Source organism: Aeromicrobium sp., from assembly GCF_037719875.1.
Taxonomy (GTDB): Bacteria; Actinomycetota; Actinomycetes; order Propionibacteriales; family Nocardioidaceae; genus Aeromicrobium.
Genome location: NZ_JBBJMJ010000001.1, coordinates 306,900 through 331,832, shown reverse-complemented (window position 1 = coordinate 331,832; position 24,933 = coordinate 306,900). Strand labels below are relative to the sequence as shown.

23 protein-coding genes are annotated in these 24,933 nt (G+C 68.3%); 7 read left to right on the top strand and 16 right to left on the bottom strand.

Annotation, left to right across the window (positions count from 1 at the left end; all coding sequences use genetic code 11):
• Positions 1-25: 25 nt before the first annotated feature.
• Genes WKF39_RS01705 through WKF39_RS01690 form a run of 4 tightly spaced genes read right to left on the bottom strand, consistent with a single transcriptional unit; the run spans position 26 to position 6,552 of the window.
• Positions 26-712: an RDD family protein gene (locus tag WKF39_RS01705; protein ID WP_340385258.1), complete on the bottom strand. Its 687-nt coding sequence runs from the start codon at positions 710-712 to the stop codon at positions 26-28.
• Between the two features lie 11 nt (positions 713-723).
• Complete coding sequence (locus WKF39_RS01700; RefSeq protein WP_340385256.1) at positions 724-3,312, bottom strand: hypothetical protein; 2,589 nt, start codon at positions 3,310-3,312, stop codon at positions 724-726.
• A gap of 21 nt (positions 3,313-3,333) precedes the next feature.
• Positions 3,334-4,542 carry a TRAM domain-containing protein gene (locus WKF39_RS01695; RefSeq protein ID WP_340385254.1) on the bottom strand — a complete coding sequence of 403 codons (1,209 nt, stop codon included), beginning with the start codon at positions 4,540-4,542 and terminating at the stop codon, positions 3,334-3,336.
• Entirely contained in the window at positions 4,543-6,552 is a 2,010-nt protein-coding gene (locus WKF39_RS01690) for an APC family permease (protein ID WP_340385252.1), read from the bottom strand.
• 69 nt (positions 6,553-6,621) lie between these two features.
• On the opposite strand from WKF39_RS01690, the gene WKF39_RS01685 reads away from it, so the two are divergent.
• Complete coding sequence (locus WKF39_RS01685) at positions 6,622-7,284, top strand: TrkA family potassium uptake protein (RefSeq protein WP_340385250.1); 663 nt, start codon at positions 6,622-6,624, stop codon at positions 7,282-7,284.
• Entirely contained in the window at positions 7,284-7,946 is a 663-nt protein-coding gene (locus tag WKF39_RS01680; protein ID WP_340385248.1) for a TrkA family potassium uptake protein, read from the top strand. Before WKF39_RS01685 ends, WKF39_RS01680 begins: the two co-directional genes overlap by 1 nt.
• 113 nt (positions 7,947-8,059) lie before the next feature.
• Here WKF39_RS01680 and WKF39_RS01675 read toward each other — a convergent pair whose 3' ends face one another.
• From WKF39_RS01675 to dut, 4 genes are read right to left on the bottom strand one after another with little or no spacing between them, the layout of a single operon-like run.
• Positions 8,060-8,746 (bottom strand): DUF3159 domain-containing protein, encoded by a 687-nt coding sequence (locus WKF39_RS01675; RefSeq protein ID WP_340385246.1) that lies wholly within the window; start codon positions 8,744-8,746, stop codon positions 8,060-8,062.
• The gene (locus WKF39_RS01670) at positions 8,743-9,093 is read right to left on the bottom strand and encodes an OB-fold nucleic acid binding domain-containing protein (protein WP_340385244.1); all 351 of its coding nucleotides are present in this window, start codon (positions 9,091-9,093) and stop codon (positions 8,743-8,745) included. Before WKF39_RS01670 ends, WKF39_RS01675 begins: the two co-directional genes overlap by 4 nt.
• Before the next feature lie 9 nt (positions 9,094-9,102).
• On the bottom strand, positions 9,103-9,732 hold the full coding sequence (locus WKF39_RS01665; protein WP_340385242.1) for a DUF3710 domain-containing protein: 630 nt from the start codon (positions 9,730-9,732) through the stop codon (positions 9,103-9,105).
• A gap of 4 nt (positions 9,733-9,736) precedes the next feature.
• Positions 9,737-10,198 (bottom strand): dUTP diphosphatase, encoded by a 462-nt coding sequence (dut, locus tag WKF39_RS01660; protein WP_340385240.1) that lies wholly within the window; start codon positions 10,196-10,198, stop codon positions 9,737-9,739.
• Positions 10,199-10,252: 54 nt separating this feature from the next.
• Between dut and WKF39_RS01655 the strand changes: the two genes are divergently transcribed.
• Complete coding sequence (locus tag WKF39_RS01655) at positions 10,253-10,759, top strand: DUF3093 domain-containing protein (protein WP_340385238.1); 507 nt, start codon at positions 10,253-10,255, stop codon at positions 10,757-10,759.
• Positions 10,740-11,195, top strand: a complete 456-nt coding sequence (locus WKF39_RS01650) for a DUF4235 domain-containing protein (RefSeq protein WP_340385237.1) — start codon at positions 10,740-10,742, stop codon at positions 11,193-11,195. The genes WKF39_RS01655 and WKF39_RS01650 overlap by 20 nt, the downstream gene beginning before the upstream one ends.
• On the opposite strand, the gene WKF39_RS01645 is transcribed toward WKF39_RS01650, so the two are convergent.
• The 3 genes from WKF39_RS01645 to WKF39_RS01635 form a co-directional block, all read right to left on the bottom strand.
• Positions 11,170-11,469 carry a DUF4193 domain-containing protein gene (locus WKF39_RS01645; protein WP_340385235.1) on the bottom strand — a complete coding sequence of 100 codons (300 nt, stop codon included), beginning with the start codon at positions 11,467-11,469 and terminating at the stop codon, positions 11,170-11,172. The two genes, WKF39_RS01650 and WKF39_RS01645, sit on opposite strands and share 26 nt — an antisense overlap.
• A gap of 63 nt (positions 11,470-11,532) precedes the next feature.
• Positions 11,533-12,330 (bottom strand): inositol monophosphatase family protein, encoded by a 798-nt coding sequence (locus WKF39_RS01640; protein WP_340385232.1) that lies wholly within the window; start codon positions 12,328-12,330, stop codon positions 11,533-11,535.
• Entirely contained in the window at positions 12,327-13,379 is a 1,053-nt protein-coding gene (locus tag WKF39_RS01635; protein ID WP_340385231.1) for a ferrochelatase, read from the bottom strand. Before WKF39_RS01635 ends, WKF39_RS01640 begins: the two co-directional genes overlap by 4 nt.
• A gap of 51 nt (positions 13,380-13,430) precedes the next feature.
• Between WKF39_RS01635 and WKF39_RS01630 the strand changes: the two genes are divergently transcribed.
• Together WKF39_RS01630 and WKF39_RS01625 are read left to right on the top strand one after the other, a co-directional pair.
• The gene (locus WKF39_RS01630) at positions 13,431-14,615 is read left to right on the top strand and encodes an MFS transporter (protein ID WP_340385230.1); all 1,185 of its coding nucleotides are present in this window, start codon (positions 13,431-13,433) and stop codon (positions 14,613-14,615) included.
• A 35-nt stretch (positions 14,616-14,650) separates the two neighbouring features.
• Entirely contained in the window at positions 14,651-18,049 is a 3,399-nt protein-coding gene (locus WKF39_RS01625) for a bifunctional proline dehydrogenase/L-glutamate gamma-semialdehyde dehydrogenase (RefSeq protein ID WP_340385228.1), read from the top strand.
• Here the strand turns inward: WKF39_RS01625 and WKF39_RS01620 are convergent.
• Positions 18,046-18,666, bottom strand: a complete 621-nt coding sequence (locus WKF39_RS01620; RefSeq protein ID WP_340385226.1) for a trimeric intracellular cation channel family protein — start codon at positions 18,664-18,666, stop codon at positions 18,046-18,048. The two genes, WKF39_RS01625 and WKF39_RS01620, sit on opposite strands and share 4 nt — an antisense overlap.
• A 119-nt stretch (positions 18,667-18,785) precedes the next feature.
• Here WKF39_RS01620 and sepH point away from each other — a divergent pair, with 119 nt between their 5' ends.
• Positions 18,786-19,778: a septation protein SepH gene (gene sepH / locus WKF39_RS01615; RefSeq protein ID WP_340385224.1), complete on the top strand. Its 993-nt coding sequence runs from the start codon at positions 18,786-18,788 to the stop codon at positions 19,776-19,778.
• Between the two features lie 6 nt (positions 19,779-19,784).
• Here the strand turns inward: sepH and WKF39_RS01610 are convergent, their stop codons facing one another.
• Genes WKF39_RS01610 through WKF39_RS01595 form a run of 4 tightly spaced genes read right to left on the bottom strand, consistent with a single transcriptional unit; the run spans position 19,785 to position 24,860 of the window.
• A complete protein-coding gene (locus tag WKF39_RS01610; protein WP_340385222.1) occupies positions 19,785-20,444 on the bottom strand; it encodes a thymidine kinase in 660 nt (219 codons plus the stop codon).
• Positions 20,445-20,500: 56 nt separating this feature from the next.
• Complete coding sequence (locus tag WKF39_RS01605; protein ID WP_340385220.1) at positions 20,501-21,604, bottom strand: nucleotide pyrophosphatase/phosphodiesterase family protein; 1,104 nt, start codon at positions 21,602-21,604, stop codon at positions 20,501-20,503.
• A complete protein-coding gene (locus tag WKF39_RS01600) occupies positions 21,601-22,167 on the bottom strand; it encodes a DUF5998 family protein (RefSeq protein ID WP_340385218.1) in 567 nt (188 codons plus the stop codon). The genes WKF39_RS01605 and WKF39_RS01600 overlap by 4 nt, the downstream gene beginning before the upstream one ends.
• Positions 22,167-24,860 (bottom strand): GNAT family N-acetyltransferase, encoded by a 2,694-nt coding sequence (locus WKF39_RS01595; RefSeq protein ID WP_340385217.1) that lies wholly within the window; start codon positions 24,858-24,860, stop codon positions 22,167-22,169. The genes WKF39_RS01600 and WKF39_RS01595 overlap by 1 nt, the downstream gene beginning before the upstream one ends.
• Between the last annotated feature and the right edge of the window lie 73 nt (positions 24,861-24,933).

The window sequence follows — 24,933 nt, the reverse complement described above, 5'->3', positions numbered from 1 at the left end:
GAGGTTTGCCCACTCCCCGCTCGGGTCAGAACAGGTCAGGGAAGCGCAGGAGAGGAGCGAAGTAGACGATGTAGGCCGCTGCGACGGCGAGCAGGCCCATGACGCCGACGATGTCGATGATCGTGAGGACGGTGCGACGTCGCGGACTCGTCACGGCATCCGCCCCGGTGGCTCGGATGACCTCGGTCCGCGCGAGCCGGTCGGCCAACCCGCGGTCGGTCGGAACCAGGAGGGGTATGACCAGGACGATCAGCGCCAGGTAGGCAGCACCACCGACGTGCCACTCCTCGGGCGTCAGCCGTCGCAGGACCGTTGGCAACCCGATCGGGATCGCCGCCGCGGCGAGGTCGAGCAGGACAGCCATCGTGAGACCCCTCACCAGGCCACGACCGGCGCCGGTCGGGGCGCCGTCCCCCACGTCGACGACCGCGAGCCCCACTCGGTGCTTGCCGATGCTGTGGCCGCGTACGCCCTGGCGCAGGCCGTTGTTCCACACCAGGAACAGCTCGCCGGCAATCAGCCCGCTGAGGATCAGGTCCTCCGAGAGGCTGACCGACCAGAAGTCTCCGTCGGGTCCGCCACCAAGGGCCTGGAGGACCGTGCGGGCCAGGAAGTAGGCAAGCGCTCCGCCGGTGAACGCCGCGCAGAACAGCAGGGCGTCCTGGCCCAGCGCGTCGCGCCGCAGCTGCCTGACTGTCCTGAACTCGGTCATGTGGTTCACCCCTATCGCATGGATCGTACGTAGCCGACGAGCTTGCGGCCGTCGCGGACGCGGTCCTCCCAGGTGATGCCGAGACCCATCGAGATCGCGCCCAGGACGGCGATCAGCGCGACACGTGGTGCAGCGTTGGCGTACGGGCCAATGTTGAACAGGATCAGCAGCGTCAGGATCGTCACGCCGAGCACGAACGGCGCCTGCCACCCGAGCCGGACGCCGACGGCGAGCACCACGGCGGAGCCGAGGCCCAGCAGAAGCGCCCTGAGGTCGGTCGGGTCTACGAGCGCCTGCGGCACGCTCGGCAGGAGCGCGATCGCCAGGCCGGGCCCGAGCAGGACCCAGGTGCTCATCTCGGGCCGCTTGCGCGCGAAGTACAGGCCGACTGCCAGGGCGATCGCACCGAGCGGCAGTGTGTACGCCTCGACGAAGGAGAACCCGCTGTCGACGATCAACAGGATGTAGGCGATGACCAGGGAGACGATGCCGGGCCAGAGGTACCAGCGCCGGTCGGTCACGACGGCGCACAGCGCGAGCAGCGCCACGCCGACGATCGTCCAGCGAACCGCGAGCTCGCCCGACGAGCCCTCATTGAGCACAGCGGCCACGGCGACGAGTCCCGCGGCTGCCTCGACCGGCACCCGGAGTCGATGGTCCTTCGCCACCGTCCCCACAGCCGCCACGAGTCCGAGAGCACCGACCAGGACGACAAGGGAGGTGACTGCATCGTCGACATCGAGCAGCTCGACCGCGGCGGCGACACCGGCCAGGCCCAGCAGCACGGCCACGACGGCATAGATCTCCGGCAGCGGTTCGGGGGCATCGAGGCGGGCCAGCGCAGCGAGCACGACAGCGGACAGCAACCACGTGACGGCCGAGACCTCGTGCGAGGCAGCAGCCAGGGCCGACGCGGCAGCCACGAGCACCAGCGCGACCGGGCCGACGTATGTCGCGGCGGCGCGCGTCTGCACCACGACGAGGGCGACAGCCAGGATGAGCAGCAGCGCCACCGCGAGCCAGAGCGGGAGCCGGGCCGCCACCACCGCGTCGAGGACACCAAGGCCGGCGAAGCAGGCAAACACCGGAGTCACATGGGAACGCAGCTTCGCCAGCTCAGGCCACCGGGGCAGGAACCAGCCGACGACGAGCAGGGCGGCCAGGACGATCGGCGCCACCCAAGGCTCGTTGTTGGCGACGATGTCCGCGTCGAGCCGGACGCCGGCACCGGCCTCCCACGGGTCCTCGATGACAGCGCCCATCGCCTCGATCACGTCGAGCAGGAGGGCGATGTGCAACAGCACGATGCCGCCGACCGCCGGGATCGCTCCCAGCCGCAGACCCCGCGACCAGTCCCCCGTGCCGCGTGAGGCGACCACGACCAGCACGGCGGACAGCGCAGCGATCGCGACCCAGCTTCCCTCCTGGCCCCCGTGGTCCGAGGAAGGGGTGATGACGAGCGCCGTCACGGCGAGCACCGCGAGCGCGACCGATGGGATACGGACCGGTGTCACGAGGGCCGCGACCACGATCGAGGCGATGGCCATCAGCAGCATCGGGATGCCGCGCGCCCCGGCGACCAGCTGCTCGAGGGAGGGGTTGTCGACCAGCTCCACGAATGCCGCGACATACGCCGCGACGAAGAACCCGGCGAAGACCACGCGCGCCGTGATCGTCATGGGCCGCAGGCCGGCAGGCCGCGTGGCGAGGGCGAGCAGGCCGGCGACCACGAGCGCGACGATGGCCCGCCACGCGAAGTCCCAGTCCTCACCGACGGCACCGGCGCCGACACCGGCGATCGTGATGCCGAGACCACCGGCGACGGCTGGCGCCACCAGGTCGACCTTGACCAGGGGCCGAGCCCACACGGAGATGCCCACGCTGAGACCCAGCGCGATGGCACCCCAGACGACCCACGCCCAGTCGAGCTCGAGCGCCCGCAGACCCAACAGGTCCTCGTGTCGGGCGGCGAAGAAGTCCAGAGTCAGCAGGGCCAGGAAGACCGTCCAGACCGCCTCGGCGGAGGCCCGGAGCGGGCGACGCGTGACCCAGACGCCGAGTCCGCCCATGACCGCCGTGACGCCGAGCAGGATCAGGGTCTTGCCGGCCAACCCGATGTCCTCCCACGAGCGGGTGACGAAGATCAAACCGGCGACGATCAGGCCGAAGGCGCCGAGGACGAGCAGGATCGTCCCGACCGACCACGGCCGTTCCTTGGCTTGCGCGGGAGGCGGCTGGTCGGGCCGTGGATAGCTCGTGAAGGGGTCACCCGGCGGGCGCACGGGTGGCACGGTGGCGTGCGAGGGCGCCTGAAGCGGCGCCGCCGGCGTTGGGGGGTCGGTCAGTGGTCGTGGCGGTGGCGGTGGTGGTGGTGGCGGCGGCGCGGCTGCCGTCGGCGGGGCCCCGCCGGGACGCGGAGCAGCCGCGCCGCGATCGCGGCTGCGAGTGGCCCGGACCAGCAGCTCATCGGCCTGCAACAGCGTCTGCCAGAGCTGACGTACCTCGGGGGACGTCAGGTCCAGACCGCACTGCGGGCACACCGTCTGACCTGCGATCGCTCCTCGGCAGTCCGGACAGGCCTGCGGGTCGGCGAAGCGCATGCCCTCACTGTGGCCTGAGTGTCAGGCTGGCACAAGCACCGCCACGCACTCGACGTGGTGCGTCATGGGAAACAGGGCAAAAGCTCGTAGGCCGTGCAGCACATAGCCGTGGGATGCGAACGAAGCGAGGTCTCGCGCCAGCGCGGCCGGGTCGCAGGCGACGTAGACGATCCGTCGTGGAGAGAGCCCGGCGATGCCGGCGACGGCCTTCTTGGCTCCCGTACGTGGCGGGTCGAGCACGACCACGTGCGCGGCGGCCCCAAGCACACCCTGCCGGAGGGCGCGCTCCACTGGCTCGCCAATCAGGCGTACCTGCGGGAAGTCATGCAGGTTGCGACGCGCGTCCCTCGTTGCCGAGGCATCGGACTCCACGCTCAGGACCACACCTTCCTCTCCGGTCTCATCGGCAAGGAACGTCGTGAAGAGGCCGACTCCGCCGAACAGGTCGAGCACCGTGTCTCCGGGAGCGATGTCCGCGGCCTCGATGACTGCCTCGACCAACGTCGTCGCGGCATCGGGGTGCACCTGCCAGAACCCCGATCCGGTGACGCGGAAGTCTGCGGCCAGGACCCGCTCGACGACCGAGCCCCGCCCGCCGCGGATCGTGCCGTCGACCGCCACGACTCCACCGACCGACGACTCGACGTCGTCGGAGATGCTGGCATCGGTGACCAGGAGGGTGTCGCCGGTCGACGACACGATTGACTCGACCGACTCGGCGTCCCACGCCCGTCCCAGCACCTCGGGCAGATCGGGGTGGGCAATCAGGCACTCCTCGACCGGGATGATCTCGTGGGAACGATGCTTCCGCAGCCCTGGCCGGCCGTCACCGTCGACCGCGAACTGCATCCTCGTACGCCAACCCAGCGCGTCCGGCTCGACCGCCTCGACCTCACCGTCCCACGCGATGCCGGCCAGCCGGCGGAGCTGTTCGCGCACGACGTCACCGAGCAGTCCGCGCTGCACCGCCGGGTCGACGTGCTGGAAGTCGCAGCCACCGCACCTACCGGGGCCGGCGTAAGGGCATGGCGGCTCGACCCGTCCGGGCGCGGCCTCGAGGATCTCGACCGCATCAGCACGCAGGAACGACTTCGATCGATCGGTGATGTGGATGCGCACCCGCTCGCCCGGCAGCGCATGTCGCACGAAGACGACAAGGCCGTCGAGGCGCGCGACGCAGTGACCGCCGTGCGCAACCGGCCCGACGTCGACGATCGGGTCTGCCGACATCTACCGATCCCGGAAGCCGCGGCGCACGTCGCCCGGCGCCGGACGATCCTTGCCAAGCCGCTGCTTGGCACGACCGGCGGAGCTGAGCTGGTAGGGCACGCTCGTGACCATGACGCCGGGCATGAACAACAGTCGGCCCTTGAGCCGGAGGGCCGTCTGGTTGTGCAGCAGCTGCTCCCACCAGCGACCGACGACGTACTCGGGGATGTAGACCGTGACGATGTCGCGGGGGCTCGACTTGCGGAGCTCCTTGACATAGCGGACCACGGGACGGACCAGCTCGCGATAGGGCGAGTTGACGACCTTGAGCGGGACGGGGATCGCGAGCTCCTCCCACTGCTCCATGAGCTTCTCGGTCTCGGCCGGGTCGAATTCGACCGTCAGCGCCTCGATCGAGTTGGGCCGGGAGACCCGCGCATACGCCAGGGCGCGCATCGTGGGCTTGTGGAGCTTGCTGACCAGGACGATCGCGTGGACCCGCGACGGCAGGGTCACGTCAGAGTCATCGATCTCCAGCTCGGTCGAGACCTGGTCGTAGTGACGGCCGATGCCGCGCATGATGAGGAAGATGATGATCATTGCCACGATCGCGATCCATGCACCCTCGAGGAACTTGGTCATCAGAACGATGATTAGGACGGTGATCGTCATCGCCAAACCGATCGTGTTGACGACCCGCGAACGCTGCATCTTCTTGCGGGCGGCTGGATCGGTCTCGGTCTTCAGGTGCCGGTTCCAATGCCGGATCATGCCCAGTTGGCTCAGGTTGAACGAGACGAACACCCCGACGATGTAGAGCTGGATCAGCTTCGTGACCTCGGCGTCGAACGCCTGGATCAGCACGATCGCCGCGACGGCGAGCAGGATGATGCCATTGCTGAAGGTCAGGCGGTCGCCGCGGGTGTCGAGTTGACGGGGCAGGAAGCCGTCGCGGGCCAGGATCGAGCCGAGCACGGGGAATCCGTTGAATGCGGTGTTGGCCGCGAGGATCAGGATGATTCCGGTGCAGGCGATCGTGAAGTAGAACAACGGCGTGAAATTGCTGTAGAGGCTCCCCGCGAGCTGGCCGATCACAGTGTCCTGCTGGTAGCTCGAGCCCACCGGCTTGCCATCAAGCAGGAGCTGGCGGCCGGGATCCTCGACGTAGCGCAGGCGCATCAGGTCGGCGAGCACGATGATGCTCATCAACATGGTGATCGACAAGGTCCCGAGCAGCAGGAGCGTGGTCGCGGCGTTCTTGCTCTTGGGCTTCTTGAAGGCTGGGACTCCGTTGCTGATCGCCTCGACGCCGGTCAGCGCTGCACAACCCGACGAGAAGGCCCGCGCGAGCAGGAACACCAACGCGACGCCGGTCACGCCCTGCTCGAACTGCTCCTCCGGCGCAATGTCGTAGATCGCGCTCGGGGCGTCTGGCAGGCTGCCGGTCAGGAAGCGAAAATACCCCCACGCGCCCATCAGGAGGATCGCCACCATGAACAGGTAGGACGGGATGGCGAACGTCGTGCCTGACTCCTTGGTGCCGCGCAGATTCATGCCCATCAGGATCAGTACCAGGATCGAGGCCGTCGTAGCCTCGTGCCCATCGAGCCACGGCAGTGCGGAGCTGGCGTTCTGAACGCCCGACGAGACGGACACTGCGACCGTGAGCACATAGTCGACCAACAGCGCACTGCCGACTGACAACCCCGCGGTGGCGCCGAGGTTGACCGTCGCTACCTCGTAGTCGCCGCCGCCACTCGGATAGGCGTGGACATTCTGCCGGTAGGACGCGATGACGATGGCGAGCACGAGTGCCACCGCGATGCCGATCTTCCAGTTGAACGTGTAAGCCGACAGTCCACCGAGGGACAGGGTCAGGAAGATCTCGTCAGGAGCGTAGGCGACCGAGGACAAGGCATCGCTGGCGAAGACCGGCAGCGCAATCCTTTTCGGGAGGAGCGTCTCACCGAGCTGGGTGCTGCGGAGCTTACGGCCGACCAGTGCTCGCTTGACGACCTCGGTGATACCCACGAGAGACGATGCTAGCCGTCACCTGCCTTCTGTGCGCAGCGCGTCCCGTCGCGGTGTAGCGTCGCCTGCGTGCATATCGTGATCATGGGCTGCGGCCGCGTCGGATCGACCCTCACGCGGAGCCTGGAGGAGCGCGGCCACACCACGGCCGTGATCGACACCAACCCGGACGCGTTCCGCCGCCTCGGCCCCGGTTTCGGTGGCGTCACGGTCACCGGCATGGGATTCGACCGCGAAGTCCTGATCAAGGCCGGCATCGAGCGCGCCGACGCATTTGCCGCGGTCTCCAGCGGTGACAACTCCAACATCATCTCGGCGCGAGTCGCCCGGGAGCAGTTCAAGGTCGACAACGTCGTCGCCCGGATCTATGACCCGGGTCGCGCCGAGGTCTATGAACGGCTCGGTGTGCCCACCGTGGCCACCGTCCCCTGGGCCGCGGACCAGGTGCTGAGGCGCCTCGTGCCCGCCGGGTCCGAGCCTGCCTGGCGGGACCAGTCCGGCGATGTCCGCCTCGACCTGGTGTACGCACCCTTCAGCTGGGTCGGCCACAAGATCGCCGAGCTCGAGGCCGCCGCCGACGTACGCGTCGCCTATCTCACCCGGCTGGGCAGCGGGCTCATCGCGAAACCCGAGACCGTGATCCAGGAAGGCGACTACTTGAACCTGTTCATGCGTGAGGACGCCGCCGAGAAGGCGCATGCCGTGTTCGATGCCGGGCCGGAGGCCGACTGATGCGCGTCGTGATTGCCGGAGCAGGTGCCGTCGGCCGTTCGGTCGCCCAGGAGCTCATCGACAACGGTCACGCCGTGCTGCTGATCGACAAGTCGCCGACCGCCATCCGTGCCGAGGCCGTGCCGAAGGCCCAGTGGCTGCTCGCCGACGCGTGCGAGCTGTCGTCGCTGGCAGAGGCACAGCTGGAGTCGTGCGACGTCGTCATCTCGGCCACCGGCGATGACAAGGTCAACCTGGTCTGCTCGCTGCTCGCCAAGACCGAGTTCGCCGTGCCCCGCACGGTCGGACGGGTCAACCACCCGAGCAACGAGTGGCTCTTCAGCGAGTCCTGGGGCGTCGATGTCTCGGTCTCGACCCCGCGCCTCATGTCGGCCCTGGTCGAGGAGGCCGTCACGGTCGGCGACCTGGTGCGCCTGTTCACGTTCCGGCAGAGCAACACGACCCTGGTCGAGCTCACGATGCCAGAGGACTCGCCATACGTCGGCAAACGGGTCGGCGAGGTGCCATGGCCAGATGACGTGGTGCTCGTGGCGATCCTGCGTGACAACGCGATCGAGCGGCCCGATCCCGACCGCTCGCTCGAGTCCGGTGACGAGCTGCTGTTCGTGACGCCGGAGGATGCCGAGGATCACCTCGGCGAGCTCCTGTCCCCCAAGCACTAGCCTCCTATCGCCCCCGGCACCGGTGACCTAGCGACGTTTCCCCAGCAGCACCGGTGACCTAGCGACGTTTCCCCTGCAGCGATAGGTCGCTAGGTCACCGCCCGCCGAGGGGGTCAGGCTTCCTTGGCCTCGATCGGGGTGTGGTTGCGGCCGAGGAGCCAGGCCATGACGGCGAAGGAAGCGATCTGCAACGGCCAGCCGAGGATGATCTTGGACGTGCCGAGCAGGCCGATCTGGTGGTCGAGCCAGAGCGGGAGCTGGACCGCGACGCGGATGACGCACGGGATGGCGAGGATCCACGTCAGCTGGGAGCAGAGCTTCACGATCGCGCGGTCGGCGTGCCATGCGACCGGGTCGCCCGTCACCGATCCGACCATGAAGCCGACGATGGGCCAGCCGATCAGGATCGTGAAGATGATGACGACGGCATAACCGCTGTTGAGGAGGAGTCCGGGGGTGAAAACCGCCCGGGCGACGTCCTCCTCCGAACCACCGGACTGTGAGGCCCGATAGGCGAAGAACGCGCCGATCCCGATGCCCAGCAGGGCATTGAGGACGAACTGCGTCGTCGAGCGCTGCACGATGCGGACCAGGAGGAGTGCGGCAGTCACCGCAATGCTCACGATCAGCGACAACCGGATCTCATCGGAGACCAGGAAGCAGATCGTGAAGAGCGCGGTCGGGACGGCACTCTCGATGATGCCGCGACGGCCGCCGAGTGCCTTGGCCAGCTGCGACCGTACGGCCTGCTCAACAGTTGCGTGCGCGGCGGTCTCCCCCGAACCCGGTGGGGGCGTCATGCCTCGAGTTCGTAACGCGGGTTGTAGATGACCCTGTTGCCCGACCTCATACCGATGCGACCGAATGCCTTGAGCCGGCGTCCTGCGGCAACACCCTCGATCTTGCGACGCCCGAGCCAGATCAGGGTCACGCAGTCGGAGCCGTCGTAGAGCTCGGCCTCGAGTGCCGTGACGCCGTCGACAGGGCGCAGCGTGACCGAGCGGAGGACACCGTGGATCGTGACGACCGCACGATCGGCCTGGGTCGCGATGAGCTTGCAACCCGCCTTGGCGGCATCGCTCTTGAGCTCGCCGGCCTCGATGTTCTCCGACGAGAGCCGGTCCAGGGTCCTGCTGATACGTCCCATGCCCCCAGCCTACTCTTCGTCCACGTTCGCGACGGCGCCCTGCGGAAGCGTCAGCAGGAGCGCCTCCCGGGGTATGCGGGGCTCGTCGCCGCGCACGACGATGACCTCCCGCAAGGCGTCCATCAACAGGCCCTCGTCACTCGGGTTCAGGCCGGCCTCACCGAGGAAGGTGCCTCGAAGGAGCCAACGCGGTCCCTCGATACCGACGATGCGGCTGGGCTGGAACCCCTCCTCGCCCTCCGGCAGGTCGACCGGCACACGGATGTGCAGCTCGGGCCCGAATGGCCCGTCGACCTGTTGGCTGTGACCCTTGAGCCGCTCGACCTCCAGGATCAGGTCGTCACGCACCTCGTCCCACAGACCGCCCGAGCGGGTCGCGGCGAAGGCGCGCAGTTCGAGGGCGGCATCCTCGGCGACGAGCACGACCGACCCGAGCTCGTCTCCGTCGCCCTCGGTCGGGATCTGCAGCTCGAACCCCTCATGACCCCGAACGATCAGCGCACCGAGATCGACGTAGGTCGGGTCGTCGCCGGGCGACTTCTCCGAGGCGTCCCACGGACCGTTGTCGCGCACGCCCGGGACCACCTCGGTCGGGGCGGCAGCCTCTTCGGGCTGGACCTTCTTGCCTCGGCGCGCCATCAGCTCAACTCCCCGTGATCCCGGCGGTCGCGTGACCACCCGTTGAACCGTAGCCCCCAGCACCGCGGGCCGACTCGGGCAGGGACTCGCTCGGCGTGAACTGGACACGTTCGACCCGCTGGATCACGAGCTGGGCGACGCGGTCGCCCCTGGACAGCTCGATCGTCTCGCGCTGGTCGTGGTTGACCAGGAGGACCTTGATCTCGCCCCGATAGCCGGCATCGATGGTTCCCGGTGTGTTGACGATCGACAGGCCGTGACGCAGCGCGAGGCCCGAGCGCGGATGGACGAATGCGGCGAGTCCGTCCGGCAGCGCGAGTGCGATGCCGGTCGGCACCAGGACCCGCTCCCCCGGCAGGAGGCTCACGTCGACCGTCGTGACGAGGTCCGCTCCGGCGTCACCCGGGTGCGCATACGTCGGCAGCGGCACCCCCGGATCCAGCCGTGTGACAGTCACCTCGAACATGGCAGCGACCCTACCTGCGTCTCGCCGTCGCCGGGCATGAGGCAAGGTTGAACCGTGACCACCTACCGCGAGCGCCTCACCGCACCCCTCTCCTGGTGGGTGGCGGCCGTCGCCTTCGCGGCCGTGTGGGGTTGGGTCATGCTCGTCGCCACGACATGGCCCATTGCGATCACGATCACCTCCGTTCTGGCCGTGATCGACCTGTATGCCGTCTGGCGCTACGGCTCGCTGCTGATCAGAGTCGGGCCGGAGGGTCTCAGTGTGGGCCGCGCGTCGATCGATCGTGCGCACATCGGAGCCGCCGAGCCGCTGCACCGTGCCGACTACCGCGAGCGGCTCGGGACCGCTGCAGACGCCAGGGCCTATCTGGCGACCCGCCCCTACCTCGACCGTGGTGTGCTCGTGCCGGTCGTCGATGACAGCGACCCGGCTCCATATTGGCTCCTGTCCAGCCGGCGCCCCGACGCGCTCGCGGCCGCCTTGGGCCACACTGATGTGGCGCCGCAGTCGACGGTGCCTGACACGATCGGAGACATGACCCGTGGCGAAGAAGAAGTCTAAGCACGGCGAGAAGCTCTTGGCCGAGGCCAAGAGCACGCCGAACACCAAGTCTCCGGGCAAGGGCGCCTGGCGGGTCATGGACCGTGGGTCGTCGATCGTCGCAGGCATGCTCGCCACCCGGTTGTCGGTCGCCGCGTGGCGTGCTGTGACGGGCAAGAAGCCGCCAAGCAGCGGGCGCCACCCCGATGTCAGCACTGGCGAGGCCGTGGCCTGGGCCGTCGTGGGCGGTGCCGTCATCGAGCTGGTCAAGGTCGGCGTGCGCCGCGGGACGGCCACCTACTGGGTCAAGTCGACCGGGCACCTGCCCCCCGGCATGAAGCCCCTCGAGAACTCCAAGAACAGTGCCCTGAAAAACGAGAAGGAGCCGGTCCTCGCGGATCCGGCTCCTGGGCGTTCGTCGACCAAGAAGATCAGTCGGCGCAATCGCGGCAGATGAAGACGCCCTTCTTCTCCGACGCGAGCTGACTGCGATGGTGCACCAGGAAGCATGACGAACAGGTGAACTCGTCAACCTGCTTGGGCACGACCTGGACGGCCAGCTCCTCGTGTGAGAGGTCGGCTCCGGGCAGCTCGAATGACTCCGCTGCCTCGGTCTCGTCCTCGTCGACCTTGCCGGAGTTCTTCTCGTGCCGACGCGCCTTGAGCTCCTCGATGCTGTCCTCGGACTGCTCTTCCTCGGTCTTGCGCGGTGCGTCGTAATCGGTAGCCATCAAATCTCCCTCTGTGCGGAACAACCGGCGTGATTGTGCCACACGTACGTGGTGCGCTCACACTCAGAACCCACAAGCACGCACGAGGGCAAAATATTCCTCAGCAATGGCGGGGTGCGCAGCCATCACCATACGTTCATCCGGGCCACCGTCGATACCGCTCAGGACAAGCCCCGACTCGGCCGCGACCAGCCCCCCGGCGGCCAGGTCCCACGGCTTGAGACCCTGTTCGAGATAGGCGTCGTACTGACCCTCCGCGAGGGCGCACAGATCCAGTGCGGCCGAGCCGATCCGGCGGATGTCCCGGACCTGTGGGAGGAACGAAGCCATCGCGGCGGCCTGCGTCGTCCGGATCTCCGGTATGTAGTTGAACCCCGTTGCAACCAGCGCGTGGGCGACCGAATCGGGCCGCGGCGCCGACAGCATCCTGCGGGAGGAGTGCTCGTAGCGCCACGAACCGGAACCCAGGATCGAGCCCCACTCGGCGCCTGAGGCGATGTTGACGACGTAACCCACGACGACCTGCTGGTCCTGCCGCGCGGCGATCGACACACCGTAGGTCGGGATGCCATAGACGAAGTTGACGGTGCCGTCGATCGGGTCGACAACCCAGTCGAACCCCGAGCTGCCGGCAACGTCGTCACCCTCCTCGCCCACGAACCCGTCATCGGGTCTGACCGCGAAGATGCGCTCGCGGATCAGCCGCTCGCACGCCTCGTCGATCTCTGTGACGACATCGGTCGGGCTCGATTTGGTCGCGGAGACGTCGACCCGACCGGCCGGCCGTCGGTCCGCGACGAACGCCGCCGCCTCGCGGCCGACCTGACGCGCCAGCGTCAGCAGATCCTCATGCTCGGTCAAGACGTGGCTCCCGCAACCGTCGGCAGCGCGGAGCGCGGGTTGAGGCAGCAGTCGACCGGGCACACGTCGTGGGACGGCCCGAGCTCACCGAGCGCGGGTCGCGAGGCCTCGTCGCCGCGTTCAACGGCCGCGCGCTCGAGCAGCAGCTCACGCACCATCGACACGAAGTCCGGGTGCGCGCCGGGGGTACCCACTCGTTCGAAGCGGAGGCCGAGGTCGGCGGCGGTCGCCCCGGCCTCGGTGTCGAGGTCGTAGATGACCTCCATGTGGTCCGAGATGAAGCCGATCGGCACGACAACCACCGAGGCGACGCCCGAGGCATGGAGCTCGCGCAGGTGGTCGTTGATGTCGGGCTCCAGCCACGGCACGCGCGGCGAGCCGGACCGGGAGCAGAAGGCCAGCGACCAACGCCGTGCACCCGCACCGTCAGCCACCAGCTCAGCAGCGCTCCGGTGTTGTCGGACATACATCTCCCGACCAGGCCCACCGCTCGCGACGTTCATGGTCTCGGGAATCGAGTGCGTGACGAACACGACGTGCGTGCCATCAGGTGCGACCGCGAGCGCCTCTGCGGTGGCACCGGTGAACGGTCCGATGAATCCTGGATGGTTGAAGTAGTGCCGCAGCCTGCTGACCTCGATCGGGTGCCCGCTCACGGCGTCATGGAGATCCTCGCGATACTGCCGGCAGCCCGAGTATGACGAATAGGCACTCGTCACGAAGCACGCCGCCCGCTGGATGCCGTCCGCCGCCATCTGGCTGGTCGCGTCGCGGAGGTAGGGGTCCCAGTTGCGGTTGCCCCAGTAGACCGGCAGCTCGATGCCGTTGTCGGCGAAGTCCTTGCGCAGCGCGTCGAGCAGCTCGAGGTTGAGGTGGTTGATCGGCGACTTGCCGCCGAACAGGAAATAGTGCTGACCGACCTCCTCGAGCCGCTCACGCGGGATGCCGCGTCCAGCGGTGACGTTCTCGAGGAATGGGACGACATCATCGGGATGCTCCGGCCCACCGAATGACACCAGCAGGAGCGCGTCGAAGGGGCGTACGTCCATGCGCTCATCCTCCCACCCGGGTCGATAAGGTGCTCAGGCTGGGAGGCGACCATGCTCACGACATACCGGGACGTCCTGTCCCGACCCGGTGCTGCCCTGTTCTCCTTCACCGCCCTGTGGTCCCGCCTGCCCTTGGCCATGACCGGGCTCGGCATCGTGCTCCTCGTCTCGGAACGCACCGGGTCGTACGGCCGGGCCGGTGTCGTGGCTGCCGCCTATGTCCTCGCTGCGGCGGCATGTGGACCCTTCCAGGGCCGCCTCGCCGACCGGGTCGGCCAGGCCAAGGTGCTGTGGGGTGTCGGCGCCATCTATGCCGTCGGCATCGGACTCACGCTCGCGGCGATCGACCTGGGCTGGTCGACTCCGCTACCCCACCTGTGCGCCATCATCGCCGGCGTCGCCACACCGCAGACCGGCAGCATGGCGCGGGCCCGCTGGACGCACGCTGTCTCCGACCGCGACCAGCTCAACACGGCGTTCTCGATCGAAGCAGTCCTCGACGAGGTCGTGTTCGTGGTGGGGCCAGTCCTCGTGACCTTCCTGACGCTGCAGGTCGCCGACGTGTCCGGCCTGATCTTCGCGGGCGCCGCCGCAACCCTGGGGTCGTGGGCCCTCGCGCTTCAGCACAGCACTGCCCCACCGCTCATCGTCCACGAGGGCGGAGCGAGAATCCCGATCGGGTGGAGCCTGCTCGGGCCCCTCGTCGCCGTCTCGGTCGGCCTCGGTGTGCTGTTCGGCTCGACCGAGGTCATCGTCGTCGCCTACACCAAGGAGCAGGGACAGCCCGGCGCGGCCGGCGCGGTCCTCGCCGTCTGGGCCGCCGGCAGCCTGATCGCCGGCGTCGCCGTCGGGGCGCTCCCCCAGAGCCGCAATCCCCTCCGCCTGTTCAGGTGGGCGGTGCTCGCGTTGAGCCTGCTCTTCGCGCCGCTCGGCCTCCTGCCGAGCTCGGTCTGGCTGGCGGCCGGCATGTTCTTCGCCGGCGTGATGATCTCACCGACCCTCATCGCGATGGTCAACCTGATCGAGATGGGCGTTCCGTCGGCCCGCCTGACCGAGGCCCTCACCTGGACCGGGACCGGCATGGCCGTGGGGGTCGCCCCCGGGGCCGCCGGAGCAGGCTGGGTCATCGACGGACACGGCGCCTCGGCCGGCTTCCTGGTCCCCCTCCTGGCCGGGCTGGTCGCCTCGGCGGTCGCCTGGACCTTCCACTCCGGACCAGGTCGTGGCGCGGGGTGAAGTTCGAGCCCGCGGGCACTAACCTTGGGCACGACATGACCGAACTCACTCTCGCCGAGCGCAGCGTCGACCTCGTGCGCGCCTGGATCGACCCGAAGCGCGCCCCCAAGCGACGCACCGACGCTTCTGCCGCACGCCTCGCCACGCTGCTCAAGGACCGTCAGGGGCTCGAGTTCACGATCGGATTCGTCGATCGGGTGGTCCGACCCGATGACCATCGAGTCGCGGCTCGCAACCTCCGTACGCTCGCCCGCCACACACCGTCGTTCCTTCCTGCCACCCAGCGCCTGCTGCTCAAGCTGGGTGCCGTCGCGGCGGTCCTGTTCCCCAAGCTGGTCGTGTCGATGGCGCGGCGGACCCTGCGCCGCATGGTGGGTCACCTTGTCGTCGACGCCCGCCCCAAGCAGCTCGGGGGCACCATCAAGCGGCTCCGGGCCGGTGGTGACCGGCTCAACCTCAACCTGCTCGGCGAGGCCGTCCTCGGTGAGGGCGAAGCGGCACGTCGGCGGGACGGCACGATGCGGCTGCTCGAACGCGATGATGTCGACTACGTGTCGGTCAAGGTGTCCTCGGTCGCGAGCCAGCTGTCGATGTGGGCCTTCGACGAATCGGTCGCACGCGTCGTCACGCAGCTGACACCACTTTACGAACGCGCCTCGACCGGTGAACCGACGTTCATCAACCTCGACATGGAGGAATATCACGACCTCGACCTCACGGTTGCGGTGTTCAAGGCGATCCTCGAGTCATTCCCCGATCTCGAGGCCGGCATCGTGTTGCAGGCCTATCTGCCCGACGCCCTCGGCGCGATGCAGGACCTGCAGGAATGGGCAGCCAAGCGCCGCGCGAACGGCGGAGCCCCCATCAAGGTCCGCGTGGTCAAGGGTGCCAATCTCGCGATGGAGCGGGTCGACTCGACGGTCCACGGCTGGCCCCTGGCGACCTGGACGACCAAGCAGGAGACCGACACCAACTACAAGCGCGTGTTGGACTGGGCGCTGACAACCGACCGCATCGACGCCGTGCGCATCGGCGTCGCCGGACAGAACCTCTTCGACATCGCCTACGCCTGGCTGCTCGCAGGTGACCGAGGCGTTCGCGACGCCGTCGACTTCGAGATGCTGCTCGGCATGGACAGCGGTCCGGTCGATGCCGTTCGCAAGGACATCGGCCAGCTGCTGCTCTATACGCCGGTCGTGCACCCGTCGGAGTTCGACGTCGCGATCTCCTACCTTGTACGCCGGCTCGAGGAGAATGCCAGCAGCGACAACTTCATGTCGGCGGCCTTCGAGCTCGCCAAGGAGCCCGAGCTGCTGACCCGCGAGATCAGCCGATTCTTCGCCTCTGTCCACGACCTCGATGACACGGTGCCCGAACCCCACAGGACGCAGAACCGGCAGGTCGAGGTGGCACCTGTGCACGCCGACACCTTCACCAACACCCCTGACACTGATCCGTCGACCGCTGCCAACCGCGAGTGGGGCCGGCTCGTGCTGGCCCGCTCGTCCTACACCCAGGTCGGCGCCGAGACGGTCCGCGTCAACAAGATCCCCGGCCCTGCGAGCCTCGAGAGCGTCATTCACGACACCCGAGCGGCCGCCAAGGCGTGGGAGGCCAGGGGCTCAGAGCTGCGCGGCTGGATCCTGCATCAGGCCGGCAATGCGCTCGCCGCGCGCCGCGGCGACCTCGCCGCCGTGATGGCCGCCGAGGCCGGCAAGACCATCGCCGAGGCCGACGTCGAGGTCAGCGAGGCGATCGACTTCGCGCACTACTACGCCCAAGCGGCCCGGCGCCTCGATGCCGTCGACGGCGCGGAGTTCGTGCCGGACTCCCTGACGGTCGTGACTCCCCCCTGGAACTTCCCGGTCGCGATCCCAGCCGGCTCGGTGCTCGCGGCGCTCGCGGTCGGCAGCGCAGTCATCATCAAGCCCGCCCCCCAGACCCGCCGGTGCGCTGCCGTCATGGTCGAGGCGCTGTGGCAGGCGGGCGTGCCGCGCGACGTCCTCCGATACGCCACGATCGACGAAGGGCCTCTGAGCAAGACGCTCGTCTCCCACTCGAACGTCGACCGGGTCATCCTGACGGGTGGCTGGGAGACCGCCAACCTGTTCCGTTCGTGGCGACCCGACCTCCCGCTGCTCGCCGAGACCAGCGGAAAGAATGCGATCGTCATCACGCCGAGCGCCGACATCGACCTCGCCGTCGCCGACCTCGTCAAGAGCGCCTTCGGGCATGCCGGTCAGAAGTGCTCGGCCGCGAGCCTGGCGATCCTGGTCGGCTCCGTCGCGGAGTCCGAGCGATTCCACAGGCAGCTGCTCGATGCGGTCTCATCGCTCACGGTCGGCCTCCCGGATGATCCGGAGGTCACGATGGGCCCGATCATCGAGCCTCCGGCCGGCAAGCTCGCGGACGGTCTGACGACCCTCGGCGAGCAGGAGCAGTGGCTGCTCGAACCCCGGCAGCTCGGGGCCGATGCCCGCGTCTGGTCGCCTGGAGTTCGCACGGGCGTACGACCGGGGAGCCAGTTCCACACGACCGAGTACTTCGGCCCGATCCTCGGGATCATGCATGCCCGATCGCTCGAGGAGGCCATCGAGTGGCAGAACGCCACCGACTACGGCCTCACTGCTGGCATCCACTCCCTGGATGCCGAGGAGGTCAACACCTGGATCGACACGGTCCAGGCCGGCAACCTCTACGTCAACCGCGGCATCACCGGCGCGATCGTCCAGCGTCAGCCGTTCGGTGGGTGGAAGCGGTCATCAGTCGGCACCACGGCCAAGGCTGGTGGTCCCAACTACCTGACCCACCTCGGCACGTGGCGGCCACGTCCGCTCCGCGGCACTGGGACGCCGGAGCTCTCGAAGGCCGTGGGCCGACTGCTGGACGCTGCCCGACAGCAGGTCAGCTCGGCCGAGCTGCGTGAGCTCACCGCCGCTGCCGGATCGGACCACGTCGCGTGGACCCGCGAATACGGCGCGCTCAAGGACGTCTCGAAGCTGGGTGTCGAGCGCAACGTGTTCCGTTACGTGCCGGTACCGGTCTCGATCCGGTTCGACGGCTCCCTGCCAGAGCTGATCCGCGTGCTGCTCGCCGCCACACGTATGGGCGCGCCGGTTGTCGTCAGCTCGGAGCTCCCCGTGCCGGCTGACCTGGTGCCGCAGGTCAGGGTCGAGACCCACGACGAGTGGTTGGCCCAGGTGGCGAAGATCCGGCCGGCGCGCGTGCGCCTGATCGGGTCGGACGCCAAGGCTGTCGCCGTCGCGGTCGAAGGCGATCCCGACGTCGCGATCTATGGCGGACCCGTCACCCAGTCCGGTCGCATCGAGGCACTGCCATTCCTCCAGGAGCAGTCGATCTCGATCACAAACCACCGTTTCGGCAACCATGACGCCGAGTTCGAGCACGTGCTCCCCCGCACGCCTCAGCGCTAGCCCCGGTCGGTGCCGGGCGGGAGGGGTGCGGTCCAGCCCCGCTTGAGCGCGATCAACCGCCAGCCCAGGCAGACCGCGAACGCCAGGACATACCACCACTGGCTGAGTCCCTCCTGGTGCACGAGAGTCGCGATCAGCGCACCGGCAAAGGCCGGAGTCGCATAGAGCTCGCCGCGAAAAATCACCGGTACGCGTCCGGCCGCCACGTCGCGCATCATGCCGCCGCCGATGCCACTCAGCATGCCGAGTGCCGAGGCGGCCAGGACGCCGAGCCCTGCCTCGTCCGCCTTGACCGCTCCGGTGACGCAGAACAGCGCCAGCCCTACGGCGTCGAGGACCATGATCTGACGTTCCATCCGTCCGAACGCCGGGTGGAACGCGAAGACGAGGACAGCGGTGACGGTCGGGACGACGAGATAGCGCCAGTCGTCCAGGGCCGCAGGAGGGACAGACCCGATCAGCACGTCCCGCAGGACACCGCCCCCGAGCCCGGTGATGAGCGCAAGGACGATGACTCCGAAGACATCGAGCTCCTTGCGTACGCCGACGAGCGCTCCGGTGGATGCGAAGACCGCGATCCCGGCCAGATCGAGGACCAGCAGAAGGGTGTCGGACACGGCGACGACGCTATCTGGTGTCGGCGCGTCACCGCAGGTTCGCTCCCAGCCCGCCTAGGATGGAGACACGCTTTGAGTGAACGCCCACCCGGAGCAGGAGTCACATCGGAGGCGATGACATGCGTGATCTCGGTCTCGACGGACTGAGCGAGGACAGTCGGTTCCTCATCGCGCGTGACAGGTCCACCGGTGAGAAGTTCCGCATCCCCGCTGATCACCGCCTCTCTTCCCTGATCGGCAAGCCGTCCCACTCTGGGAACACCTCCGGCCAGTTGGAGATCCGCATGGAAAGCTCACTCAGCCCGCGCGACATCCAGACCCGCATCCGTCGCGGCGAGTCACCTCAGTCGGTCGCCGACTCTGCCGGCGTTCCGGTCGAGCAGATCGACGGCTTCGCCGGACCGGTGCTCGCCGAGCGTGAGTTCATGTGCGAGCAGGCCCGCAAGACCTCCATCCGTCGCAAGCACATCGGTGGCGCGGGCGTCCTGCTCGGCACCCTCGTCTCCGAGACCATCTCGGCGACCGGCGGGGTGCCCGAGTCCGCGACCTGGGACTCCTGGCGCCGCGAGGACGGCCGCTGGACCGTGCTCGTCACCCCCGACGGCGCCGCCCATCCGGCAACCTTCCTGTTCGACGTCAAGAGCCGCTATGTCGTGCCCGCGGATGAGTTCGCCCACGACCTGGTCGGCGACGTCGCCCTGCCTGACTCCGCCGACATGGCAATCGCCGATGCCGTACGCGCCCCGGATCGGCCGGTCGGGCCCTCGGCCGGGACCTCCGTCCTTCCCGAGATCCTCGACGATATCGAGATTGAGATCGAGATCGAGGTCGCCCAAGTCCATACCGAGGTCCATGAGGACCCCCGGACCGGTGTCTCGTCGCTCAAGGCGGCCCGCGACCGCAAGGCGCTCGAACAGCTCGTCATCGGCGAGACCGACGAGCCCGACGACGCCGAGACCGTCGCGGCGCTCGAGCGCGAGGTCGACGACTTCGAGGACTCCCTCGAGCACGACGTCGCAGTGCCCGACACGTTGGGTCCGCGCAAGAAGCGTCACGAGCGTCGCCGCGTCCCCAGCTGGGACGAGATCATGTTCGGGGACAAGGGCGACTGAGCTCGGTCAAAACGGGAGGACGTCGGGAGACATGGCAGCGGCCTTGGCGGTCGCGGCGGTCATATGCCGACGATGGTGACGACGGCACAACACCTCGTAGCCCACTGTCGGGCTCGGGCGGCCGATCTCCTCGACATCTCCCACCACGATGACCTCACCCTCGGTCACCATGATGCCGTCCTCGGTCCGGGCGTTGTGCGTGGCCCGTTCGCCGCACCAGCACAGCGCCTCCACCTGGAGCGTGTGCACGTGGTCGGCCAGCTCGGTCAGACGCAGCGAGCCGGGGAACATCCTGGTCCGAAAGTCCGTGAGGATCCCGAACGCGAAGATGTCGATCGACAGCTCGTCGGTGATCTTGGCCAGCTGATCGATCTGACCAGAGGTGTAGAACTGGGCCTCATCACACACGAAGTAGTCGATGCGCCCGCCCTGCGTCAGCTCGTCGACGGTGAACTGCCAGAAGTGGAAATCGTCGTCGACCTCGATCGCTGGGACCGCGAGGCCGAGCCGGCTGGACAGCGTCGCCGTGCCGGCCCGGTCGTGAGACGTGAAGACCCGGCCGACCCGGCCGCGCGCGCGATGGTTGTGGTCCATCTGCAACGCAAGGGTGCTCTTGCCGCAGTCCATCGTCCCTGAGTAGAAGTTCAGATCCGCCACGGAGACCATCTTGCCAGCCAGCCACCCGTGCAGGGGCGGTGGCTGGCACACCGCCTCTGGTCGGGTCAGGGCGCGACGAGGACGGGGATGCGCAGCTCGGCCTCGGTGATCGAGCCATGGAAGCCGGTCATCTTGAGCTCGATGCCGAACTCGCGAGACGAGAAGACCGCGAAGTCGCCCAGCGCGGCGACCACGACATCGCCGATACGGCCGCGGACATCCGGTGCGATCGGACCGAACCAGTCCTCGATGCCTTCCTGCGTACGGACGACGACGCGGTCGCCGAGCTCGCCCTGCCAGCGTGCGGCGACGTCGGCTGCAGCCCCCGACCGCGTGTAGACGTGCCGGAACCGAGCCTCACCGGCGAGCAGGGTCACATCGTCGAGCAGCATGGGGCACGAGTCGACATCGAACCGGCCGTCCATCGGCAGGTCGACCATGCCGTGATCGGCGGTCACGATCAGCACCGTGTCCCGCGGCAGCTCGTCACGCAGATCGGCCAGCTCGGTGTCGATCGTGGTGAGCATCGTGCGCCACTCCTGCGAGGCGCTGCCCTTGGCGTGACCCGTGTGGTCGAGCCGCGACTCATAGGCGTAGGTCATGGAACGGGTCGCGGACTCGATGACGTCCACGACGACGTCGAGCCGCTCCCAGATCGAGTTGATGCCGTGGAACGGGACCCCACGCTGGCTGCAGAGCGTCAGGCCGCTGTCGGCGAACTTCACGTCGTTGACCGCCGACGCCGCGATCCCGGCCTTCTGGATCAGCTCGAGGACCGTGGGGTGCGGCTGCCAGATGTGCGGATCGACCGGCTGGTCCCACTTGAGCGAGTTGAGCCTCTGCCCGCTGCCCGGGACTCGCGAGGTGTAGCCGACCATGCCGTGCTCGCCGGCACGAAGACCGGTCCCCAGCGACGTCAGGCTCGTCGCGGTGGTCGATGGTATGCCGCACACGACGTCCTCGACATTCCTCAGCGAGGCGAGGAATGGCGCGGCATCGGCGTGCTCGCGCAGGAGGTCGAGTCCCAGCCCGTCGACGAGGAAGATCACATAACGCGGCGCCTCGGGCAGCCCCAGCGTGTCGGCGAAGCCGGGAGTCCCCAACGCCGCGGCCACCGACGGCATGACCTGGTCGATCGTCGCGCGACCGCCGAGTCCGAGCGCCGTCATGCCGCCCGGCCGGTGGTGGCAGCCGACAGCCTGCGGGCGAATCCGAGCAGTCGCTCGACGGCCGACCCCCCATCGGCGGCCGCGGCCAGCCGCAATGAGAAGTCATCGCCGGTCAGGCTGCCGGTGTAGCCGTGATCGGCCTCGCACTCGGGGTCCGTGCAGCGTGCCGGCTCCAGCTCGACGCGCGAGACCGCGCCCCAACCCACCGTCAGCAACGCTTCCTCGAGCTGCTTGGACTTCGACGTCACCATGCGGGTCACCACGACCGAGCGCACCTGCGCGAGCGCGACGGCCTCCGAGGTCGTCGAGGTGTAGGGCTTGGGCAGCAGGTCGTCGCCGGGATGCTCATCGGTGTGCACCAGGATCAGTCGGCTCGGGGTCAGCGCAAGCACGGTCATGTGCCGGCGGATCTCGTCGTGGTCGAATGTCGGCTCGTGGTGCAGCACATAGGCCGCGACGGGCTCCTCCGCGAGCGCATCACGCAGGCCCTGCGAGACGATCTCGGGGTAGTAGCCGCTCATGGAGACCTCGTCGAACAAAGCCCTGGTGTCGTCGGTGGTCATCACGCCAGAGTATCGCCCGCCGAGGCAGGTTGACTGAGCCGTCGGACGTACCACTCGCCGCGACGATCGGCCGACGGTATGACCTTGGCGCGCGCGCTCAGCGCCGTGTAGCCCTTGCCGTGCACCAGGACCGGCTCGAGGTCGAGCTCGGCGATCTCAGGCAGGTCGTCCTTCATCGCCGCGAGCCGCACGATGATGTCCTGCACCGCGTCGACGTCGACGGCGTCGGAGCCGCGGTAGCCATAGAGGAGTGGTGCCGACCTCAGGTTGCGGATCATCGCCTCGGCGTCGAGATCGGTCAGCGGCGGGATGCCGTAGGACCGGTCCCCCAGGAGCTCGCTGGGCGCACCCGCCAGCCCGAACGACACGAGTGGGCCGAACAAGGGGTCCTCGATGACGCTGAACGACACGTGGATGCCGTCCGCCGCCGCGCGCTGCACGAAGAATTTGGTGTCCTTGCGCATCCCGGTCCAGGTCGTGAGCTCGTCCCACGCCTTGCCCATCTCCTCCGGGCTGCGGATGTTGTGCCACACATGGGCCAGGTCCGGGCGCGAGCGGAGGTGCTCACTGCCGGCCTTGAGGACGACCTCGCCGCCGAACTTCTTCCCCGCCTCGATCGCCTCCTGCCTCGAGTGCACGTTGATCCAGGTCCAGAGGTCGATGCCGTAGCAGGCGAGCAGCGCGTGGACCTGCTCGGTCGACAGGATCGCACCACGAGGAGCCGCGGCGAGGACCTGCCGCACGAGCGTCCGTGCGTCACCCGTGCGGTGGTCAAGCGAGAGGTGGAACTCACCGTGGTCGCGGGCAGCCCACTCGGCATAGTTGACGACCCTGGCCAGCGCCCGGACCGCCGACTCAGGCGCGGCATAGGACGGGACGGACCCGCGGCCGGCAGATCCGCCGAGCAGGTCCGGCACCCGGAGCAGGACCGGCACACCTTCGCTGCCGAGGAATGTCGAGACGATCGGCTTGTCGGACTGCTCCCCGATGGCGGCCAGCACGTTGGCGACCTCCTCACCGCTGGTGTTGAGGGGGGGTATGTAGATCGCGACGAGCGCGTCGGTGTCGGGGCTGGCTATCGCGGCCTCGATCGCCGCCTCGAAGTCGTCGGCGTTGGCATCAGCACCCAGCGAGACCGGGTCGGTGACCTGCAACCCCGCGGCAGCGGCGGCGTCGGCGACGATCAGCGCCACGGCGTCGGAGTTGCCGACGATCGATATCCGGTTGCCGCGCGGCAGCGGCTGGTGCGCGAGGAGCTGGGCCACGTCGAACATCTCGTCCAACGTGTCGACCTGGATGACGCCGGCCTGCCGAAACATCGCGTCGACCGCGGACTGCGGTGCTGAGGTGCGCTTGACGGTGTGACCGACCGGTATGCCCTGGGTCGAACGTCCGGACTTGACCGCGACGATCGGCTTGGTGCGTGAGACTCTGCGGGCGATGCGGGAGAACTTTCGCGGATTACCGATCGACTCCAGATAGAGCAGGATGACCTCGGTCGAATCGTCCTCCTGCCAGTACTGCAGGAGGTCATTGCCGGACACATCGGCGCGGTTGCCGGCCGACACGAAGGTCGAGAGCCCCAGCCCACGGCGGGACACCGACTCGAGGATCGCCGTCCCGAGGGCGCCGGACTGGCAGAAGAAGCCGACACGCCCCTGCGGTGGCATCGACGGTGACAACGACGCGTTGAGCTGCAGGTCGGGCGCGGTGTTGATGAAGCCGAGACAGTTGGGTCCGATGAGCCGCAGACCATACGAACGGCTGAGCCCCAGCAGGGCGCGCTGACGCTGACGGCCCTCGGGCCCTTCCTCGGCGAACCCGGCCGAGATCACGATCAGTCCGTGCACGCCTTTGGCAGCGCAGTCCAGCACGACGTCGTTGACCGAATCCGCGGGCACCGCGACGATCGCGACGTCGACGTCGCCGGGGATGTCCTGCACGGTCTTGTATGCCGGCAGGCCTGACACCGCCTCGGCCTGGGAGTTGACGGCGTAGACGCTGCCGCTGAAGTCGCCCAGCACGAGGTTGCGCACCATCGCCTGACCGATCGAGTCCTGGCGGCGGCTGGCGCCGATCACCGCGATGCTGCGAGCCCGGAAGATCCGCTCGATCGACGCGGCCTCGGCGCGCTGCTCGCGGGCCCGCATCACGCCGACGGCGAGGTCGGTCGGCTCGATCTGGAAGGTCAGCCGCGTGACGCCACTGTCGACCGTGCCGTCGACCTGATAGCCCATCTCTCGGAAGATCTGCTGCATGCGCGAGTTGGTCGGCAGGACGTCTGCGACGAACGTACGGATGCCCCTCTCGCGACCGGCCTGCGCGAGGTGCTCCAGGAGCAGCTGGCCCACCCCGCGGCCCTGCTGCGCGTCCTCGACGAGGAACGCGACCTCGGCCTCGTCATCGCTCACGGCGTCGTAGCGTCCGACGCCGATGATCGTGGAGTGGAGCGTCACGACAAAGGCGACCCTGCGGTCGTGGTCGACCGTCGTGAACCGGGCGACATCCTTGTCCGACAACGTCGGATAAGGGGCGAAGAACCGGAAATACTTGGACTGCTCGGAGACCCTTGAATAGAACTCCACGAGGCGTTCGGCATCGTCCTCGAGGATCGGTCGGAGCTGAGCCACCCGCCCATCCTTGAGCAGGACATCGGCCTCCCATTGTTGAACGGGATGCACCTCGCTGGTCACGCCCCCAACCTATCGGGTGGGTCACGGCGTGGCGCGGGAAGTCCGCAGGTCAGGCCGGGGAAAATGGATGCGG